The following is a 22,162-nucleotide window of genomic DNA, read 5'->3' on the forward strand; positions in this document are numbered from 1 at the left end:
GGGTGGCGTCGAGCGTCGAGGACGTCCTCCCGCTCACCCCGTTGCAGCAGGGCATGATCTTCCACGCCCTGCTCGACGAGCGCGCGGACGTCTACACGGTGCAGACCGTGCTGCGGCTGACCGGTGCGGTGGACGCCGAGCGGCTCCGGGAGGCGGCCGAGCAGCTGGTGCGGCGGCACGCCAACCTGCGGGCCGGGTTCCGCACCCAGTCCTCGGGTCAGTTCGTGCAGGTCGTGCGGCGCGCGGTGCGGGTGCCGTGGCGCGTGGTGGACTGCCCGGACGACGGCGAGTTCCAGCGCCTGCTGGACGACGACCGCGCCGAGCCGTTCGATCTCGCCCGGCCGCCGTTGCTGCGGTTCACGTTGGTGCGCCGGGATTCCGGGCACGTGCTCGTGCTGTCGTCGCACCACCTCCTGTGGGACGGCTGGTCCGCGCCGATCCTGGTGCGTGAGCTGCTGTCGCTGTACGGCGGGGAAACACTGCCCCCGGTGCGGCCGTTCCGCGACTACCTGACCTGGCTGTCCGAACAGGACACTGCAGCCGCCGAGCGCGCGTGGGCCGAGGCGCTGGCCGATCTGGACGGCCCGACGCTCGTCGCCGACGGCCCGTCGAGCGGACTGCCGCGGCGGGCCGAGTTTTCGCTGCCCGGGCAGCCGCTGGCGCAGGCGGCGCGCGAGCACGGCGTGACGGTGAACGCGCTCGTGCAGTCCGCATGGGCGCTGGTGCTGGCCGGGCTGACCGGCCGGGACGACGTGGTGTTCGGCGCGACGGTGTCCGGGCGCAACCCGGAGGTGCCGGGCGTCGAGTCGATGGTCGGCATGCTGATCAACACCGTGCCGGTGCGCGTGCGCCTCGCGCCGGACGAGACGCCGGCCGGGCTGGCCGCGCGGGTGCAGGCCGAGCAGGCGCGGTTGCTGGAGCACCAGCACCTCGGGCTCGCCGACATCCAGCGCGCCGCCGGGCAGCCCGCGTTGTTCGACACGCTCGTGGTCTTCGAAAGCTATCCCGGCACCGACCTGGCCGGCTCGCCGCTGGCCGGCGTCGAGGTGCGGGACGCGACGCACTACCCGCTCGCGCTGCTGGTCGTGCCGGGCGAGGAGGTCGTGCTGCGCATCGACCACGACCCGGCGCGCTTCGACGACGCCGCGGTCACGCGCATCGCGGAGCGGGTGCAGGACGTGCTCGGCTGGTTCGTCGCCGCGCCTGGCACGCCGGTCGCGCAGGTCGAACCGCTGCCGGCCGACGAGTGGCGGCAGGTCGTGGTGGCCCCCAACGAAACCGCCGCCGACGTGCCGGAAACGACGCTGCCGGAGCTGTTCGCGGCGCAGGTGGCGCGCACGCCGGACGCCACCGCGGTGGTGTTCGAGGGAACCGCGCTGACCTACGCCGAGCTGGACGCGCGCGCGACGGACCTGGCCCGCCGGTTGGCGGGGGCCGGGGTGGGGCCGGAGCACATCGTCGGCGTGCGGATGGACCGTTCGCTGGACTTGATCGTTTCGCTGCTGGGTGTGCTCAAGGCCGGTGGGGCTTATCTACCGCTGGATCCGTCGTATCCGGCGGAGCGGCTGGGCATGATGGTCGAGGATGCCCGGCCCACGGTGGTTCTTCCTGCCGCGCTGGAAGGCGAGGGGGAGTTGCGGGCGGCGGGGCCGGACAACCCGGCTTACGTCATCTACACCTCGGGGTCGACCGGCCGTCCCAAGGGTGTGGTGGTCAGCCATCGGGCGATCGTGAACCGTCTGTTGTGGATGCAGCACGAGTACCGGCTCACGCCCGAGGATCGGGTGCTGCAGAAGACTCCGTCGTCGTTCGACGTGTCGGTGTGGGAGTTCTTCTGGCCGTTGATCACCGGCGCGACCCTGGTGTTCGCCCGGCCGGAGGGGCACAAGGACCCGCGATACCTGGCCGAACTGGTCGAGCGCGAGCGGATCACCACCGCGCACTTCGTGCCGTCGATGCTGGCCCAGTACGTCGAGACCGGGCGCGGGCCGGCGCGGATCATCTGCAGCGGTGAGGCGCTGCCGCCCGAACTGGCGCGGCAGGCGAGTGAATTCGCCCAGGTGCACAACCTGTACGGGCCGACCGAGGCGGCGGTCGACGTCACCTACTGGCCGGTCCCCGCGGACACCACGACCGTCCCCATCGGACGTCCGGTGTGGAACACGCAGACCTACGTGCTGGACCGGTTCCTGCGTCCGGTGGCGCCGGGCGCGCCGGGCGAGCTGTACCTCGGGGGAGTACAGCTCGCCCGGGGCTACCTGAACCGCGCCGGGCTGACCGCGTCCCGGTTCGTCGCCAACCCGTTCGGCGAGCCCGGTTCGCGGCTCTACCGCACCGGGGACGTCGTGCGCTGGACGGCCGAGGGCGTCCTGGAGTACCTGGGCCGCGCCGACGGCCAGGTCAAGATCCGCGGCTTCCGGGTCGAGCTGGGCGAGGTGGAGGCGGCTCTGCTCGCGCTGGACGGGGTCACCGCCGCGGCGGCCACCGTGCACGCCGGCCGTCAGCAGCTCGTCGGGTACGTCGTCGGCGACGGGCTGGACCCGGCCGCGCTGCGGCGGAACCTCGCCGAGTCCCTGCCCGAACAGCTGGTGCCGTCCGCGATCGTCGTGCTCGACGAGCTGCCGCTCAGTCCGAGCGGCAAGCTGGACCGCCGCGCGCTGCCGGAACCGCAGATCACGCAGACCAGCGCCGAGGCGCGTGACCCGCGCGAGGAAATCCTGGCCGGGCTGTTCGCCGAGGTCCTCGGCGTGCCCGAGGTCGGCCGCGACGACGACTTCTTCGCCCTCGGCGGCCATTCGCTGCTCGCGACCCGCCTGGTCAGCCGCATCCGCCGCACGTTCGGCGCCGACCTGCGGATCCGCGCGATCTTCGACGCCCCGACGGTGGCGCGCCTGGCGCGGCACCTGGACGGCGGTGCCGCGCGCCCGCCGCTGGCCCGCCGCGAGCACGACAGCCCCGTGCCGCTGTCCCCGGCGCAGCGCAGCCTGTGGTTCCTGCACGAGCTGGAGGGCCCGTCGCCGGTCTACAACATCCCGTTCGCCGCGCGCCTGACCGGCCCGCTCGATCTGGACGCGCTCGACCAGGCGCTCACCGACGTGGTGAACCGCCACGACGCGCTGCGCACCCTGCTCACCGCCGGGGGCCAGCGCGTGCTGCCGCCGTTCGAGCGGTTCCCGGTGCAGCGCCACGACGGCCCGGCCGAGGGGTTCGTGCAACGCGCGAGCCGGTACGCGTTCCGGCTCGGCGAGGAGCCGCCGATCCGCGCCGAAGTCGTCCGCACCGGCCCGGATGAGCACCTGTTCGTGCTGGTCGTCCACCACGTCGCGGGCGACGAGTGGTCGGCGCGGCCGTTGCTGCGCGACCTGGGCGAGGCCTACGCCGCCCGCCGCGGCGGACGCGCGCCGGAGTGGGCGCCGCTGCCGGTCCAGTACGCCGACTACACGCAGTGGCTGCAGGACATCCCGGTCGACGATCAGCGCGAATTCTGGCTGAAGCGCCTGGAGGGCCTGCCCGAGGAACTGCCGCTGCCCACCGACCGGCCGCGCCCGCAGCACCCGACGCGCGAGGGCGGCAACGTCACCGTCGAGTTCCCCGCCGCGCTGACCGCGTCGCTGGCGAAGCTGGCCCGCAAACTCGGCGTGACGGACCTGATGATCGCGCAGGCCGCGACCGCGGTGCTGCTGTCCCGCCTCGGCGCGGGCGAGGACATCCCGCTCGGCACGCCGGTCGCCGGCCGCACCGACGAAGCGCTGGACGACCTGGTCGGGTACATCGTCAACACGGTCGTGCTGCGCACCGACCTGTCCGGCAACCCGACGTTCCGCGACCTCCTCGCACGCGTGCGCGAGGCGAACCTGGACGCCTACTCCAACCAGGACCTGCCGTTCGAGCGGGTCGTGGAGGCGGTCAACCCGCCGCGCTCGCCGGGGCGGCACCCGCTGTTCCAGATCATGGTGTCGCACCGCGATCCGGCGACCGCGGGCCTGGAGCTGCCGGACGTCGTGGCCGAGCCGATGGTCCCCGCGTTCACCGGCGCCAAGTTCGACCTCGCGTTCCACTTCGGGCCGGAGGACTGCTTGATCAGCTACTCCGCCGACCTGTTCGACGAATCCACTGTGGACTCGCTCGCCCGTCGGCTGGTGCGGCTGCTCACCGCACTCGTCGCCAAGCCGGACCAGCCGGTCGGCCTGGCCGAGATCCTCGGCGACGACGAGCGGGCCCAGCTCGCGGCGTTCAACGACACCGCCGAGGAGCGGCCGCACACCACGCTGACGGAGATGGTCGAGGAGCAGGCCGCCCGCACCCCGGATGCGATCGCGGTCGAGTTCCACGACCGCGGCCTGACCTACGCCGAGCTGAACGCGAAGGCCAACCACCTCGCCCGGCGGCTCGTCGCGGCCGGTGTCGGGCCGGAGCGGACCGTCGGGATGCACTGGGAGCGGTCGCTGGAACTGGTCGTCGGCCTGGTCGCGGTCGAGAAGGCCGGTGGCGCGTTCGTGCCGCTGGAGCCGTCGTGGCCGCAGCGGCGCATCGCCGAGGTGGCGGAGAGTTCCCGGTTCGCCGCGATCCTCAGTGGACCCGAGCACGACGCGCCGGTGCGGGAGCTGGGCGTGCCGGTCGTGCACGTCGATCTGGCGGACGAGGACCCGGAGAACCTGGGCGTGCGGGTGCCGCCGGAGGGCCTGGCCTACGTCATCTACACGTCCGGCTCCACCGGTAAACCGAAGGGCGCGATGATCCGCCACCGCGCGATCACGCACCGCCTGTTGTGGCAGCGCGAGATGCTCGGCTTCGGGCCCGGTGACGCGGCGCTGTTCAAGGCGCCGATGGGCTTCGACATCTCGATCAACGAGGTGTTCCTGCCGCTGGTCACCGGCGGCAAGCTGGTGATCGCCGAACCCGGCGGCGAACGCGACATCGACTACCTGCTGGGCCTGATCGAACGGCACGCGGTCACCTTCACCTACCTGCCGTCGTCCATTCTGGACCTGCTGGTGGGCCTGGACGGCTTCGCCGAACGCGGCCGGTCGCTCAAGCACGTCTGGTGCGGCGGTGAGGTGCTGACACCGGAGCTGTTCGCCCGGTTCCGCGCGGTCAGCGACGCGATCATGTACCACGGGTACGGCCCGGCGGAGGCCACGATCGGCGTCAGCCACGTCGTCTACCGGGACGCGAGCGCGGTCCGCAAGGCCGTGTCCATCGGGCACCCCAACGGCAACACCCGGCTGTACGTGCTGGACCAGCACCTGCGGCAGGTGCCGGTCGGCGTACCCGGCGAGCTGTACGCCGGGGGTGTCTACCTCGGCCGCGGCTACATCAACGATCCGAAGCGGACGGCCGACCACTTCGTCGCCGACCCGTTCGGCCCGCCCGGCTCCCGCTTGTACCGCACCGGCGACCTGGCCCGGTGGCAGCCCGACGGGACGCTGGAGTTCCTCGGCCGCGCCGACAACCAGGTCAAGATCCGCGGCATGCGGGTGGAGCTGGAGGAGATCGAGGCGGTCCTGGAGCAGCACGAAGGCGTCCGGCGGGCGGTCGTGCTGGTGCGCGACGAGCCGAAGCGGCTGGTCGGCTACTGCCTCGGCGCCGAAGTGGACGGTCTGGGCGACTGGCTGCGCACGCGACTGCCCGAGCACATGGTGCCGCGGCGGTTCGTGTTCCTCGACGAGTTCCCGCTGATGCCCTCGGGCAAGGTGAACCGCAAGGCGCTGCCCGACCCCGGGCCGGAGCCGACGGCCGGTGGCCGGGCCGCGGAGACCGAGGCCGAACGGATCCTCTGCCGCGTGATGGCCGAGGTGCTGCGGGTGCCGGAGGTCGGCGCCGAGGACAACTTCTTCGGCCTGGGCGGCGACAGCATCCTGTCCATCCAGTTCGTGAGCAAGGCGCGCGCGGCCGGGCTGCGCATCTCGCCGCGGCAGGTGTTCGAGCACCAGACCGCGGCGGCGCTGGCCCGGGCAGTCGACACCGACGTGGTCGTCGTCGACGGCGATCGCGCGCAGGGCGTCGGCGAGGTGCCGCTGACCCCGGTCATGCGGTGGTGGCGGGAGAGCGGCGAGACGAAGATGGCCCAGGCCGCGTTGCTGCGGGTGCCGCCCGCGGACGGGCCGGAGATCTTCGCCGGGGTGCTTCAGGACGTGCTCGACCACCACGACCTGCTGCGTGCCCGGCTACGGGGCGACGTGCTCGACGTCCGCCCGCCGGGCGCGGTGACCGACGTGCTGGAGCACGTTCCGGGGAACACGCCGGTCGCGGAGAAGTACGCCGAGGCGGTCGAAGCGCTCGACCCGGAGGCGGGCGTGCTGGTGCGGGCGGTGTGGTTCGACCACGGCCCGGAAGAGCCCGGCCGGCTGCTGCTCGTGCTGCACCACCTGGTCGTCGACGGCGTGTCGTGGCGCATCCTGGCCGGGGACCTGGCGCAGGCGTGGGAGGCCCGCGCGTCCGGTCATCCGGCCAAGCTCGACCCGGTGCCCACGTCGTTCCGCTGGTGGGCGCGGCACCTGCCGACCCCGAGCACTGAGCCGTGGAAGTCGTTGCCCCGCGCCGAACAGAACGACGTGCGACCGGCTCCCACGGCTGGCCGCCGGGAGCTGACGCTCGGCTCCGAACTGGTCACCGAGGTGCCGGGCAAGTTCCGGACCGGGGTGCAGGACGTGCTGCTCAGCGCGCTCGCGCAGGCGTTCGGCGAGCCGCGGCTGGTCGCGCTGGAGGGCCACGGCCGCGAGGAGCACCTGGTGCCCGGCGCGGACCTGTCCCGCACGGTCGGCTGGTTCACCAGCGTCTACCCGGTGGAACTGCCCGCCGCCGCGAGCCCACCGCAGATCCAGGAGCGGCTGCGCGCGGTGCCCGACAACGGCATCGGGTTCGGCATCCTCCGCTGGCTGCACGGCGAGCTGACCGGTGTTCCCGACCCGGAGATCGGCTTCAACTACCTCGGCCGGTTCGACGTCTCCGAGGGTTACTGGGTCCCGGCCGCGGAGCAGCTGCCGCAGCCGGAGATCCAGCACCGTCCACTGGAGATCAACGTCGTCACCGAGGACGGACCGGACGGTCCGGTGCTGACGGCGACCTGGTCGTGGACCAGCCGGTTCGCCGATTCCGAAGTGGACCTTCTGATCGGGAAGTGGCAGGACGCCCTACGTGACCTCGCGGCCGCGGAGGAGGTGGCGGAAGTCCTGCCGCTGTCCCCGCTGCAGCAGGGCATGCTCTTCCACGCGCTGTACGACGAGAGCGCCGACGACGTCTACACCGTCCAGTTCGTGCTCGGCCTCACCGGTGAGATCGACGCGGCGCGGCTGCGCCGGGCCGCGCAGGACCTGCTGGTCCGGCACCCCAACCTGCGTGCCGCGTTCGTGCACGACGACGAGCCGAAACAAATCATCCGGCGTGCGGCCGAGCTGCCCTGGGCGGAGCTGACACTCAGCCACGGGGAGTTCGACGCGTTCCTGGCCAGGGACCGGGCGGAGCGGTTCGCGCTCGACGAGCCCCCGCTGCTGCGGATGACCCTGGTGAAGCTGGGCGAGCGGGACCACCGGCTGGTGCTGTCCAACCACCACATCCTGCTCGACGGCTGGTCGCTGCCGCTGCTGGTGCGCGACCTGCTCGCGCTCTACGCCGGCACCGAGCCGCCGTCGCCCCGGCCGTACCGCGACTACCTGGCCTGGCTCGCCGGGCGGGACCGGGACGCCTCCGCGGAGGCGTGGCTGGCCGCGCTGGACGACGTCGAGGAACCGACGCTGCTGGTCCCGGCCGCCTCCCGGGTGCCGATGCACCCGGGCAAGCTGCGCCTCGAACTGCCACCGGAGACCACCGAACGGCTCTACGCGGTCGCCCGGAAGCACGGCCTGACCGTCAACACCGTCGTCCAGGGGCTGTGGGGGCTGGTGCTGAGCAGGCTGACCAACCGGGACGACGTCCTGTTCGGCACCACCGTCTCCGGACGTCCCGCCGATCTGTCCGGTGTGGACGGTATGGTCGGTCTGTTCATCAACACCGTCCCGGTGCGGGTCCGCCTGCGTGGCGCGCTGCTGGACGTCCTGCGCGCGGTGCAGGACGAGCAGGCGCGGCTGATGGACCACCAGTACCTCGGCCTCACCGACATCCAGCGCGCCGCCGGGCACGGCGACCTGTTCGACACGCTGGTCGTGTTCGAGAGCTACCCGATCGACTCCGACGCGGTGAGCGAGAGCGAGCGGGCCGCCGGGATCACGATCGACCGGGTCGAGGTCGAGGACTCCACGCACTACCCGCTGACGCTGGCGGTCGCCGCCGAGGAGCGGTTGTCGGTCGTCTTCGAGTACCGGCCGGACACGTTCGACGAGGCGTGGGCGGAGTCGCTGAGCGGCTGGTTCCGCCGGGCCGTGGAAGCCTTCGCGGCCGACCCCGCCCAGACGGCGACGAGCATCGACCTGCTCGGCGACGAGACCCTGGCCGAACTGCGTCGCATCGGCACCGGCAAGGTCCTGGACGCCCCGGCGACGACGTTGCCCGAGGTCCTGCGCGACCAGGCCCGGGCCACGCCGGACGCCGTGGCGATCGTGGCGGGGGAGACCCGGCTGACCTTCGCCGAGTTCAACGCGCGGGCCAACCAGGTGGCCCGCGTGCTGATCGAGCAGGGGGTGGGGCCGGAGGATGTGGTGGCGCTGCGCATGCCGGCCGGGCCGGACATGCTGATCGCCCTGCTCGCGGTGTTCAAGGCGGGCGGCGCGTACCTGCCGCTCGACCCGGACTGGCCCGCCGAGCGCATCGAGTTCATGCTCGCCGACGCCGCCCCGAAGCTGGTCCTGACCGAGCTGCCACCCGCGACCGGTTCCACCGACGACCTGCCGCCGCGCGCGAAGCCGCAGCACCCGGCGTACGTGATCTACACGTCCGGCTCCACCGGCACGCCCAAGGCCGTCGTGGTGCCGCACAGCTCGATCGCGAACCTGCTGGTCAGCCACCGCACCGACCTGTTCGACCCGGCACGCGAGCGGGCCGGCCGCCCGCTGCGCGTCGCGCACGCCTGGCCGATGGCGTTCGACGCGTCCTGGCAGCCCATGCTGTGGATGTTCGCCGGGCACGAGCTGCACCTGGTGCCGCCGGACACCCGCCGCGACGCCGACCTGCTGCGGGCGTTCCTGCGGGACCACGAGATCGAGTTCGTCGAGCTGTCCCCGTCGCTGCTCGCGCAGGTCGCGACCGAACCAGGCTGGCGCGGCGCGCTCAAGGTGCTCGGCGTCGGCGGTGAGGCGGTGCCCGCGCAGCTGTGGCGGTCGCTGCGGGACGAGCCGGACCTGGCCGTGTGGAACCTCTACGGCCCGACCGAGTGCACAGTGGACTCCGCGGCGTGCGACTTCGACCGCACCGAGAACCCGTGCATCGGCTCGCCGGTCGGCAACGCGCGCGCCTACGTCCTCGACCGGCACCTGCGGCCCTGCCCGCCGGGCGTGGAGGGTGAGCTGTACCTGTCCGGCGCCGGTCTCGCCCGCGGCTACCTGCGGCGGCCGGGCACGACGGCGGAGCGGTTCGTCGCCGACCCGTTCGGCGAGCCCGGCACCCGGATGTACCGCACCGGCGACGTGGCGCGCTGGAACGCGGAGGGCCTGATCGAGCTGCTCGGCCGCGTCGACGACCAGGTCAAGATCCGTGGCTTCCGCATCGAGCCCGGCGAGATCGAGGCCGTGCTGCTGCGCGACGAGCGGGTGGAACGCGCGGTCGTGGTGCCGCGCGAGGACACGCCCGGAGTGAAGCGGCTGGTCGCCTACGTGGTCGCGAGCAGCACGGACGGTCTGCGGGAACAGGTCGCGGCGGCCCTGCCGGAGTACATGGTCCCGGCCGCGATCGTCGCGGTCGAGAACTTCCCGTTGACGCGCAACGACAAGCTCGACGTCAAGGCGCTGCCCGCGCCGGACTACACGAGCACCACGTCCCGGCCGCCCGCGACGGACCTGGAGAAGCGCATCGCCGGGCTGTTCGCCGAGGTCCTGGGCCTGCCCGAGGTCGGCGCGGACGACAGCTTCTTCGCCCTCGGCGGGGACAGCATCGTGTCGATGCGGCTGGTCAGCAAGGCCCGTGGCGCCGGACTGGCGTTCACCCCGCGGGACGTGTTCGAGCAACGGACGGTGGCAGCCCTGGCGCGGGTCGCCGGGGACGCCGTGCACCGCGCGGACTCCGACGCCGGCATCGGTGAGGTGCCGCTGACCCCGATGCTGCACTGGCTCACCCGCAACCAGCCGTACGGCCAGCTCAGCCAGGCCCGGATGCTCTGCACCCCGGCCGGGCTCGGCCTGGACCGGTTGCGTGAGCTGGTGCAGGCCCTGCTGGACCGGCACGACGTACTGCGCGCGACCTTCGACGGTACGTTCGTCGTCCGCCCACGGGGCGCGGTGGACGCCAGCGCTTGCGTCACCCGGATCGACGCCCGCGACCTGCCGTACGAGGAGATCGCCGACCGTCTGCCGGACCTGATGCGGGAGATCCGGCTCGATCCGCCGTCCGGCGACCTGGTGCGGTTCGTCTGGTTCGACACCGGCCCGGACCGCCCCGGCAGGCTGCTCGTCGTGCTGCACCACCTCGTCGTGGACGGCGCGTCGTGGGGCGTGCTGGTGCCCGAGCTGGCGGAGCTGTGGGTGGGCCACGAGCTGCCGCCGGTCGGCACGTCGTACCGCGAATGGGCGCGGGCCCTGCCCGAGGTCGCGCGAGCGAAGGCGAGCGAGATGCCGCTGTGGCGGGACATCCTGTCCGGACCGGACCCGGTGCTCGGCACCCGCCGCCTCGACCCGGCCGTGGACACCCGCGCGTCCATGCGAGCCACGCGGACGTTCCTCGACCCCGAGGTGACCGGCAAGCTGCTCACCGAGGTGCCCGAGCGGCACGGCGTCACGATCAACGACGTCCTGTTGGCCGGGCTCGCGCACGCGGTGTCCCGCTGGCGCGGCACTGGCGACACGTCGCTGCTGCTCGCGCTGGAAGGCCACGGCCGGGAGGAGCAGATCGTGCCCGGCGCGGACCTGTCCGGCACGGTCGGCTGGTTCACCAGCGTCTTCCCGGTGCGGGTGGACCCCGGCGACCTCACCGGCGGTGTCCACAACGGACTGGTGCGGGTGCACGAGCAGCTCGCCCTGCCGGACAAGGGCATCGGCCACGGCCTGCTCCGCTACCTCAACCCGGACACCGCCGCCGAGCTGGAGGCGCTGCCCGAGCCGCAGCTGGAGTTCAACTACCTCGGCCGGCTCACCGTGGGCGAGCGCGACGGCGAGCCGTGGTCCGGCGCGCCCGAGGCGGGCGCGATGGGCGGTGGCGTGGACGACGACATGCCCGCGCCGTACTGCCTGGTGCTCAACGTGCTGGTCCGCGGCTCGACGCTGGAGGCCGACTGGCAGTGGCCGTCCGCGTTGTTCACCGAAGACCGCATCCAGCAGCTGTCCCGCGAGTGGTTCGCCGCGCTGACCCTGATCGCGCAAGGAGGCCCCCGGTGAGTGACCTCGCCGCCCGCAAACGTGAGCTGCTGCGCCGACGGCTGGCCCAGGCCGGCCTGGCCGGCACGACGTCGATCCCGAAGCGGGACTCCGACGACGACATGCCGCTGTCCTACGCGCAGTCGCGGATGTGGTTCCTGCAGCAGCTCGACCCGGCCAGCCCGGCGTACAACGTGTGCCTGGCGATCACCCTGCGCGGCGCGCTGGACAAGGCCGCGCTGCACCGGTCGTTCCAGCGGCTGGTCGAGCGGCACGAAATCCTGCGCACCCGGTACGTCGCCGGGCCGGACGGCGAGCCGCGGCAGATCGTCGACCCGTACGCCGTGGTGACGATGCCGGAGTCGGACCTGCGCGGGCTGTCCGAAGCGGACCGGGACCGGACCGTCGAGCGGGTCGCGCGGGAGGAGTCGGCGCACGCGTTCGACCTCGCAACGGAGCACTCGCTGCGGCTGCGCCTGCTGCGCCGCGGCGACGACGACCACGTGCTGGTGCTGACCGTGCACCACATCGCGTGGGACGGCTACACGTTCAACACGCTCTCCCGCGACCTGTCTGCGCTGTACCGCGAGGACACCACGGGGCAACCGTCCGGTTTGGACCCGCTGCCGGTGCAGTACGCGGACTTCGCGGTGTGGCAGCGGAAGACGCTGACCGACGAGAAGCTGGCCGGAGATCTGGACTACTGGCGCCGCGAGCTGGCCCCGGCGCCGGAGAACCTGCCGCTGCCCACCGACCTGCCCCGCCCGCCCGCGCGGTCCGACCGCGGGGACCGGCGGTTCCACACCTTCGACCGGGCGGTGACCGACCGGATCGGCGAGTTCGCGCAGGCCCGCGGGGTCACCCCGTTCATGGTGGTGTTCGCCGGGTACGCGGCGCTGCTGTCCCGCTGGACCGGCGCGACGGACGTGCCGATCGGGTCGGCGTCGATGAACCGCGACGCCGGTGAGGTCGAGCGGCTGATCGGCAACTTCGGCAACACGCTCGTGCTGCGGGCCGACCTGTCCGGCGACCCGTCGTTCGCGGAGCTGGTGGACCGGGTGCGGCGGGTGTGCACCGACGGGTACGCGCACCAGGACCTGCCGTTCGACCTGCTCGTCGAGCGCCTGCGGCCGCCGCGCGTGCCGGGCCGGTCGGTGCTGTTCGACGTGATGCTGTTGTTCCTGACCCAGGGGTTGCAGGGCTTCGACCTGCCCGGCGTCGAGGCGAGCTGGGAGACGGTGCACAACGACACCACGCAGTTCGACCTGGCGCTGGAGGCGTTCCTGGTCGACGGCGAAATGCGGGTCGAGGCCACGTATTCGACGGAGCTGTTCGCTGCCGCCACGGTGGACCGCTTCCTGGCGCACCTGGAATCGCTGCTCGACGCGGCGGTGGGGGAGCCGGAGCGGCCCGTGTCGCGCCTGGAGTTCTTCCCGGACACCGTCCTGATCGGCGACGCGCGTGAGGTACCGGCGACGACGCTGCCGGAGCTGTTCGCGGCGCAGGTGGCGCGAACCCCGGACGCGACGGCGGTGGTGTTCGAGGGCGCGTCGTTGACCTACGCCGAGCTGGACGCCCGCACCACCGCGCTGGCTCAGCGGTTGGCGGGTGCTGGTGTGGGGCCGGAGCACATCGTGGCGGTCCGGCAGGACCGCTCACTCGATCTGATCGTTTCGCTGCTGGGAGTCCTCAAGGCGGGTGGGGCTTATCTGCCGCTGGATCCGTCGTATCCGGCGGAGCGGTTGAGCATGATGATCGAGGACGCTCAGCCCACCGTGGTTCTTCCCGCCTCACTGGAAGTTGACGGGGAGTTGCGGGCGGCGGGCCCGGATACTCCGGCGTACGTCATCTACACCTCGGGCTCCACGGGCCGTCCGAAGGGCGTCGTGGTCAGCCATCGGGCGATCGTGAACCGTCTACTGTGGATGCAGGCCGAGTACGGGCTGACGCCCGAAGATCGGGTGCTGCAGAAGACGCCGTCGTCGTTCGACGTGTCGGTGTGGGAGTTCTTCTGGCCGCTCATCACCGGGGCGACCCTGGTGTTCGCCAAGCCCGGCGGGCACAAGGACCCCCGTTACCTCAGCGAGCTGATCGCCCGGGAGCGGGTCACCACCGTCCACTTCGTCCCGTCGATGCTGCGGGCGTTCGTCGAGTCCGGCGCCCGGCCGAGCAGCCTGCGCCGCGTGATCTGCAGCGGCGAGGCCCTGCCGTCCGACCTCGCGCGCGAACTGCCGCACGTCCACAACCTGTACGGGCCCACCGAAGCCGCCGTCGACGTCAGCCACTGGCCGGTGGCCGAGGGCGCCGGCACCGGAACCGTGCCGATCGGGCGGCCGGTGTGGAACACGCAGCTCCACGTGCTGGACCGGCACCTGCAGCCGGTCGCGCCCGGCGCCGTCGGCGAGCTGTACCTGGGCGGCGTCCAACTGGCGCGTGGCTACCTGAACCGGCCCGGGCTCACCGCGTCGCGGTTCGTCGCCGGACCGGACGGGCAGCGGCTGTACCGGACCGGGGACCTGGTCCGCCGCACCGGGGACGCCCTGGAGTTCCTCGGCCGCGCCGACGACCAGGTCAAGATCCGCGGGTTCCGCGTCGAGCTGGGCGAGATCGAGGCCGCGCTGACCGCGCTGCCCGAGGTGGTCAACGCCGGGGTGGTCGCGCGTCCGGACCGGCAGCAGCTCATCGGATACGTCGTCGCCAAGCCCGGTGCCGACGCGGCGGCCATCCGGCGGAAGCTCGGCGCCACCCTGCCCGAGCACCTGGTGCCGTCGGTGATCACGTTCCTCGACGAGCTGCCGCTGAGCCCCGCCGGCAAGCTCGACCGCAAGGCGCTGCCCGAGCCCGGGGCCGCCACCGTCGCCGAGGAGCCGGAGACCGAGCGCGAGCGCGCCTTGGCCGCGTTGTTCGCCGACCTGCTCGGCGTCGAGCGGGTCGGGCGGCACGACGACTTCTTCGCCCTCGGCGGGCACTCGCTGCTGGCGACCAAGCTCGTCGGCCGCGTCCGCGCGGACCTCGGCATCGACGTCGCGATCGGGACCGTCTTCGACGCGCCCACCGTCGCCCGCCTCGCCACGGCGCTCGACGGCGGCACGCAGAAGCGGCCCGCGCTCACGCCGATGCCGCGCCCGCGCCGGACGCCGTTGTCGTCGGCGCAACAGCGGTTGTGGTTCCTGTACCGGCTGGAAGGCCCGAGCGCCACCTACAACGTGCCGTTCGCGGTGCGCCTGGACGGCCCGCTCGACGTGGACGCGCTGCGGGCCGCACTCGCCGACGTCGTGAGCCGCCACGAGGTGCTACGCACGATCTACCCGGAGTTCGAGGGCAAGCCCTACCAGCAGGTGCTCGACACGATCCCGCCGCTGATCCTCGATGAGGGCTCACCGCGCGAGGCCGCGCAGCGGGCGTTCGAGCTGGACCGCGAGCCGCCGTTCGAGGCGCGGTTGTTCCGCGACGGCGACTCGCACGTGCTGTCCCTGCTGACGCACCACATCGCGAGCGACGGCTGGTCCACCGAACGGCTGCTGGCCGACCTGACCACCGCCTACACCGCCCGCCTGCAGGGCCGCAGCCCCGGCTGGGCGCCGCTGCCCGTGCAGTACGCCGACTACGCGCTCTGGCAGCGCGACCTGCTGGGCAACGACGCCGACCCGAACAGCCTGGCGTCCACCCAGCTCGCCTACTGGACGCGGCAGCTCGCCGACCTGCCGGACGAGATCAGCCTGCCGGCCGACCGGCCGCGCCCGGCGGACCCGTCGTTCGCCGGGGACGCGGTGCGGTTCCAGCTGCCGCCGGAGACCCACCGGGCGCTGGCGGAGCTGGCGCGGCAGACCGGGGCCACGACGTTCATGGTCGTGCAGGCCGCCGTCGCCGCGCTGCTCGGCCGGATGGGCGCGGGGGAGGACGTGCCGATCGGCGCGCCCGTCGCCGGCCGCACCGACGACGCCCTGGACGGCCTGGTCGGGTTCTTCGTCAACAACCTCGTGCTGCGCACGGACTTGAGCGGCGACCCGACGTTCCGGCAGCTCGTCGACCGGGTCCGGCGCGCCGACCTGGACGCGTTCGCCCACCAGGACCTGCCGTTCGAACGGCTCGTCGAGGCGCTCAACCCGGCCCGGTCGATGGGGCGGCACCCGCTGTTCCAGGTCATGCTGGCCTACCAGCGGGCGCCCGGCGGGCCCGTGCCGTTCGGGCACGCCTCGCTGCGTGCGGAGCACGTCGACTTCTACGCGGCGCGGCTGGACCTGTCGTTCCACCTGTTCGAGCAGGACGCGGGCATCGACGGATGGCTGGTCTACAGCACGGACCTGTTCGACCGGTCCACGGTGGACGACCTGGTGGCCCGGTTCACGCGCCTGGTCGGCAATCTGGTGGCGGACCCGGACCGGCGGCTGTCCACGACCTCGGTGCTGACCGCCGCGGACGTGCTTCCCGCCGGGGAAGTGCGGGAAGTGGCGGCGACGACGCTGCCGGAGCTGTTTGCCGAGCAGGTGGCGCGCACGCCGGACGCAACGGCGGTGGTGTTCGAGGGCGCGTCGTTGACCTACGCCGAACTGGACGCCCGCGCCACGCTCCTGGCGGAACAGCTGGCCGGAGCGGGGGTGGGGCCGGAGCACATCGTGGCGGTCCGGCAGGACCGTTCGCTGGACCTGATCGTTTCGCTGTTGGGTGTGTTGAAGGCGGGTGGGGCTTATCTGCCGCTGGATCCCTCGTATCCAGCCGAGCGGTTAGGCATGATGATCGAGGATGCGCAGCCCACCGTGGTTCTTCCCGCCTCGCTGGGCGAACCCGGTGAAACACGGGCGGCGGGCCCGGACAACCCGGCCTACGTCATCTACACCTCGGGCTCCACCGGACGCCCCAAGGGGGTCGTGGTCAGCCACCGCGCGATCGTCAACCGTCTACTGTGGATGCAGAACGAGTACGGTCTCACGCCCGAGGATCGGGTGCTGCAGAAGACCCCGTCGAGCTTCGACGTGTCGGTGTGGGAGTTCTTCTGGCCGCTCATCACCGGTGCCACGCTGGTGTTCGCCCGGCCCGAGGGGCACAAGGACCCGGAGTACCTGGCCGACCTGATCGCCCGCGAGCGGATCACCACCGCGCACTTCGTCCCGTCGATGCTACGGGCGTTCGTCTCCTCGGGCGGTGACCTGTCGGTGCTGACGCGGGTGATCTGCAGCGGCGAGGCCCTGCCGTCCGACCTGGCGCGACCGAACGTGCACAACCTCTACGGCCCCACCGAAGCCGCGGTCGACGTCACCTCCTGGCCGTGCACCGAAGGCGCCGGCCAGGGCACGGTCCCGATCGGACGGCCGGTGTGGAACACGCAGGTCCACGTCCTGGACCGGTACCTGCGACCGGTACCGCCGGGCGTCACCGGCGAGCTGTACCTGGGCGGCGTCCAGCTGGCCCGCGGCTACCTGAACCGGCCCGGGCTCACCGCCGCCCGGTTCGTCGCCGCGCCGGACGGGGAGCGGCTGTACCGCACCGGCGACCTGGTCAAGCACCGCGACGGGGTGCTGGAGTTCCTCGGCCGCGCCGACGACCAGGTCAAGCTGCGTGGCTTCCGGATCGAGCTGGGTGAGGTCGAGGTCGCGCTCACCCGCGCCGGTGCCCGCAGCGCGGTCGCCGTGGTGCGCGACGACCGCCTGATCGCCTACGTCCTCGGCGAAGCGGACGCGAACAGCCTCGCCCGCGAGCTGCCGGACCACATGATCCCGTCCGCGATCGTCCAGCTGGACGAGTTCCCGCTGACCCCCAGCGGCAAGCTCGACCGCAAGGCCCTGCCCGCACCCGACTTCGCCGCGCTGGCGGGCACAGCCGAGCCCGCGACCGAGCGGGAGGCGCTGCTGTGCCGGCTGTTCGCCGAGGTCCTGGGCCTGGCCGAGGTCGGCGCGCAGGACAGCTTCTTCGCCCTCGGCGGGGACAGCATCGTGTCCGTCCAGCTGGTCAGCCGCGCCCGCAAGGCCGGGCTGACGATCACGCCGCGGCAGGTGTTCGAGCACCACACCCCGGCCGGGCTCGCCGCGGTCGCCGAAGCCGCCGTGGTGGAGACCGACGACGGCACCGGCCGGATCGAGCCGACCCCGATCATGCGCTGGAGCGAACGCGGTCTCGCCCAGGCGATGCTCCTGGTCGCGCCGGACGGCCTCACCCGCGACGACCTGGTGCGGGTGGTGCGGGCGATCCTGGACCGGCACGACGTGCTGCGCGCCCGCTGGGACGGCGCCTTGATCGTCCCGGCCGAGTCCTTCGACGCGGGCGAGATCGTCCGGGACGCCACCGGGAACCTCGACGAGGAACTGCGCGCCGCCCGCGAGCGGCTGACCGACGAGCGGTTGCTGCAGGTCGTCCGCTTCCCGGACCGGGTGCTGATCGTCGCCGACCACCTCGTCGTGGACGGGGTCTCGTGGCGCATTCTGATGGACGACCTCGCCGAAGCCTGGCGCGGCACCACGTTGACCCGCACCGGCACGTCGTTCCGGCGCTGGAGCGAACTGCTCGCCGCGCAGGACCGCGGCGCGGAAACCGGGCTGTGGCGGGACATCCTGGACGGCGCCGACCCGGTGTTCGAACCCGGCGGCGAACGGCACGAGACCGAGTTCAGCGTGCCGCTGCCCGACGGAGCCGAGCAAGCCGGCGTGCCGGAGCTGCTGATCAGCGCCTTCGCCGAGGCGCTGGAAACCTGGCGCGGGCGGGGGGACGCGATGATCGCGGTCGAAGGACACGGGCGCGAGGAACAGCTCGGGGCCGACCTGTCGGCCACGGTCGGCTGGTTCACCACGATCTTCCCGCTCCGGCTGCGCCCGGGCACCCGGTTGCGCGACATCCGCGACCAGCTGGACAGCCTGCCCGACCACGGCCTCGGCTACGGGCTGCTCCGCCCGCTCGGCCTGCCGGAGCCGACGATCGTCGTCAACTACCTCGGCCGCCTGCGGTCCGGGACCGGCGAGCCGTGGACGGTCGCGCCCGAGGCCCCGATGCTGCGGGTGCCGCCGCGCGTCCCGCAGTGGGCGATGGAGGTCAACGCGGTCAGCGTCGACGGGCAGCTGCGCGTCGCGATCACCGGGCCCGCGGTGCCCGAGCTGACCGAGCTGTTCCGCAAGGCGCTGAGCAGCGCGCCGACCGCGCTGGACACCGCACTGGTGGACGTTTCCGAAGAAGACATCGACGAGTTCGAAGAGGAGCTGGGCACGTGGTGAGTCAGCAGCCGACGGTGGGAGAGCTCCTGCGCGAGGTCACCGACCTGCTGGGGCCCGAGGCGGCGGAACTGTCCGAGAACGACAGCCTCATCGAATGGGGCCTCGACTCGATCCAGCTCATGCAGGTCGCGAACAAGTGGCGCAAGCAGGGCATCAAGGTCGGCTTCGCCAAGCTGGCCAAGAACCCGACCCTGGCCGGGTGGCGCGACATCCTCGCCACCGCGGCCGGGGTCGCGCCCGAGCCGGAGGTGACCGTCGAGGTCGACGAGACCGAGCCGTTCCCGCTCGCGCTGATGCAGCACGCGTACTGGATCGGCCGGGACGAGGAGACCACGCTCGGCTCGGTCGCCGCGCACCTCTACGTCGAGTTCGACGGCCCGGACCTGGACCCGCAGCGCCTGGACGTCGCCGTGCGCAAGCTCGTCGCCCGGCACGGCATGCTGCGCGCGGCCTTCGGTGACGACGGCCGTCAGCGGATCCTGCCGGAGCGCGCCCAGCCGTCGCTGCTCGTGCACGACCTGCGCGACCTCGACGAACACGCCGAGTCGCGGCGCCTGGCGGAGCTGCGGGACGCCTCCTCGCACGCTCGACTGGACGTCGCGAACGGCGAGGTGTTCAAGATCCAGCTCAGCCGCCGGTCCGGCGACCGCGCACGGCTGCACGTGGACGTGGACATGCTCGCCGCCGACGCGCTGAGCTACCGCGTCCTGCTCTCGGACCTGGCGCGGTTCTACGACGAGCCGGACACGGAGCTGGCGCCGATCGGCTACAGCTACCCGCGTTACCTGGCCGAACGCGAGGTGACCCGTCAGGCCGAGCAGGAGAAGGCTCGCGAGTGGTGGCAGCGGCGGGTTCCCGAGCTGCCGGGCGCGCCCGACCTGCCGCTGGTGCCGGAAACCGAGCGCGCCGACGCCACCCGCGTCACCCGGCGGCACCACTGGCTCGCGCCCGAGGACCGCAAGCGCCTCGGCGCCCGCGCGCACGAGCACGGCCTGACCCCGGCGATGGTGGTCGCGGCCGCGTTCGCCGAAACCCTGTCGTCGTGGAGCGCGCAGCCGCGGTTCCTGATGAACCTGCCGATGTTCGACCGGCAGAGCACCCACCCGGACGTCGACAAGCTGGTCGGCGACTTCACCAGCTCGGTGTTGCTGGAAGTCGACTTCTCGACCGAGGCGTCGTTCGTGGAGCACGCGAAGGCGTTGCAGGACCGGATGCACGCCGATGCCGAGCACGCCGCCTACTCGGGTGTGGAGGTGCTGCGGGACCTGTCCCGGCACCACGGTGAGCAGGTGCTCGCGCCGGTGGTGTTCACCAGCGCGCTCAACCTGGGCGAGCTGTTCGACGCGCGGGTGCGGCGGTGCTTCGGCGAGGCCGTGTGGATCATCTCGCAGGGCCCCCAGGTGCTGCTGGATGCCCAGGTCACCGAGGTCAACGAGGGCCTGCTGATCAACTGGGACGTGCGGGAGCACGCGTTCCCGGCCGGGATGATCGACGCGATGTTCGCCGCGTTCCAGGACCTCATCACCCGGCTCGGGCAGCGGGACGACGCGTGGGAGCAGCCGGTCGGCGGCGCGCTGCCGCGGGAGCAGGCCGAGGTGCGGGCGCGGGTCAACGCGACGGACGGGCCGCGCAGCGGGCGGCTGCTGCAGGACGGGTTCTTCGAGCTCGCCCTGACGCAGCCGGACGCGCCCGCGCTGCTGTGGGGTGCCGATGGGGTGCTCAGCTACGGCGCGCTGCGTGACCGGGCACTGCGGATCGCGAAGTCGTTGCAGGACAAGGGTGTCGTCGCGGGTGACCTGGTCGGGGTGAGCCTGCCGAAGGGCCCGGACCAGATCGCGGCGGTGCTGGGTGTGCTGGCCGCGGGCGCCGGGTACGTGCCGATCGGTGTCGACCAGCCGGCGGCGCGGGCGGAGCGGATCCGGCGGATCGCCGGGTTCTCGCACGTGCTGACGTCCGCCGAGGAGGCGGCCGAGCCGCTCGCCGAGCCGGTGCGGGTGGACGCGGAGCAGATCGCGTACGTGCTGTTCACCTCCGGTTCGACGGGGGAGCCGAAGGGCGTCGAGGTGCCGCACCGGGCGGCGATGAACACCATCGACGACCTCAACGAGCGGTTCTCGGTGGGCTCGGACGACCGGTGCCTGGCGGTGTCCGCATTGGACTTCGACCTGTCCGTGTACGACGTGTTCGGCCTGCTGTCCGCGGGCGGCGCGGTGGTGCTGGTCGAGGAGGGTGACCGCAAGGAGGCGCGGCAGTGGGTCGAGCTGGCCGCCTCCCGCCGGGTCACGCTGGTCAACTGCGTGCCGGCGCTGCTGGACATGCTGCTGTCCGCCGCGCGGCCGGGCGAGCTGAGCGGGCTGCGGACGGTGTTGCTGGGCGGTGACTGGGTGGGCACGGACCTCCCCGGCCGGGTGGCGGAGCAGGCGCCGCGGTGCCGGTTCGCCGGACTCGGTGGCACCACGGAGACGGCGATTCACTCGACGGTGTGCGAGGTGCACGGGGTGCCGTCGACGTGGCGTTCGGTGCCGTACGGGACGCCGTTGCGGAATGTGGTGTGCCGCGTGGTGGACGCGCGCGGGCGGGACTGCCCGGACTGGGTCGCGGGGGAGCTGTGGATCGGCGGCGACGGGGTCGCGCACGGATACCGGGCCGATCCGGAGCGGACCGCGGACCGGTTCGTGTCGTACGAGGGCCGCCGCTGGTACCGGACGGGTGACCTGGCACGGTACTGGCCGGACGGGACGCTGGAGTTCCTGGGGCGCCGGGACTTCCAGGTCAAGGTGCGGGGCGTGCGGATCGAGCTGGGCGAGGTCGAGGCCGCGCTGGCCGAGTTCCCCGGGGTGCACCGGGGCGTGGCGGGGGTGGCCGGGAACCAGCTGGTGGCGGCTGTCGGGGGCGCGGTGGACGGGGACGAGGTGCGTGAGTTCGTCCGGACGCTGTTGCCGCCGCACATGGTCCCGGCGCGCGTGGTGGTGCTGGACGCCCTGCCGCTGACCGCGAACGGCAAGGTGGACCGCCGCGCGGTGGCGGCGCACTGGGAGGCGTCGGCGGACAGTTACGTCGCCCCGGAGACGCCGGTGGAGCAGGTGCTGGCCAAGGTGTGGGCCGAGGTGCTCGAAGTGGACCGCGTCGGCCGCGACGACCCGTTCTTCGCGCTCGGGGGTGATTCGGTCCTGGCGACGATGATCGTCGGCCGGCTGCGGGAGGCGCTGGACACGTCCGAGGTGAGCGTGCGGACGCTGTTCTCGTCGCTGACGGTGGGCGCGATGGCTGCCCGGCTGGTGGCCGAGCAGTCGGTGCCGGGGCGGCTGGAGCAGGTGGCGGAGATCTACCTGGAGGTGGACGCGCTGTCCGAAGAGGATTTGAACGCGCAGTTGTGAGGTCCGCTACGCGGGTTTCTCAATCACCGGCTTCGCTTCGCTACGCCCCGATTTGCCCCTCCCGAACCCGATCTCTCAGTGTTCGGCAACCGATGTGGCTGGGGATCGGGTTGCGGGAGGGGGGTGCTCGTGGGGTGGTTGGCTCTCGTTG

General features: G+C 72.7%; 3 protein-coding genes. All 3 read left to right on the forward strand.

Annotation, left to right across the window (positions count from 1 at the left end; genetic code table 11):
- Positions 1–2 precede the first annotated feature (2 nt).
- From L1857_RS05485 to L1857_RS05495, 3 genes are read left to right on the forward strand one after another with little or no spacing between them, the layout of a single operon-like run.
- Entirely contained in the window at positions 3–11,456 is an 11,454-nt protein-coding gene (locus tag L1857_RS05485; RefSeq protein ID WP_249464587.1) for a non-ribosomal peptide synthetase, read from the forward strand.
- Positions 11,453–18,634 (forward strand): non-ribosomal peptide synthetase, encoded by a 7,182-nt coding sequence (locus tag L1857_RS05490; RefSeq protein WP_249464592.1) that lies wholly within the window; start codon positions 11,453–11,455, stop codon positions 18,632–18,634. The genes L1857_RS05485 and L1857_RS05490 overlap by 4 nt, the downstream gene beginning before the upstream one ends.
- Complete coding sequence (locus tag L1857_RS05495; protein ID WP_116110474.1) at positions 18,628–22,011, forward strand: non-ribosomal peptide synthetase; 3,384 nt, start codon at positions 18,628–18,630, stop codon at positions 22,009–22,011. The genes L1857_RS05490 and L1857_RS05495 overlap by 7 nt, the downstream gene beginning before the upstream one ends.
- Positions 22,012–22,162: the final 151 nt, after the last annotated feature.

It is taken from the genome of Amycolatopsis thermalba, from assembly GCF_023376025.1.
Lineage (GTDB): Bacteria > Actinomycetota > Actinomycetes > Mycobacteriales > Pseudonocardiaceae > Amycolatopsis_E > Amycolatopsis_E thermalba.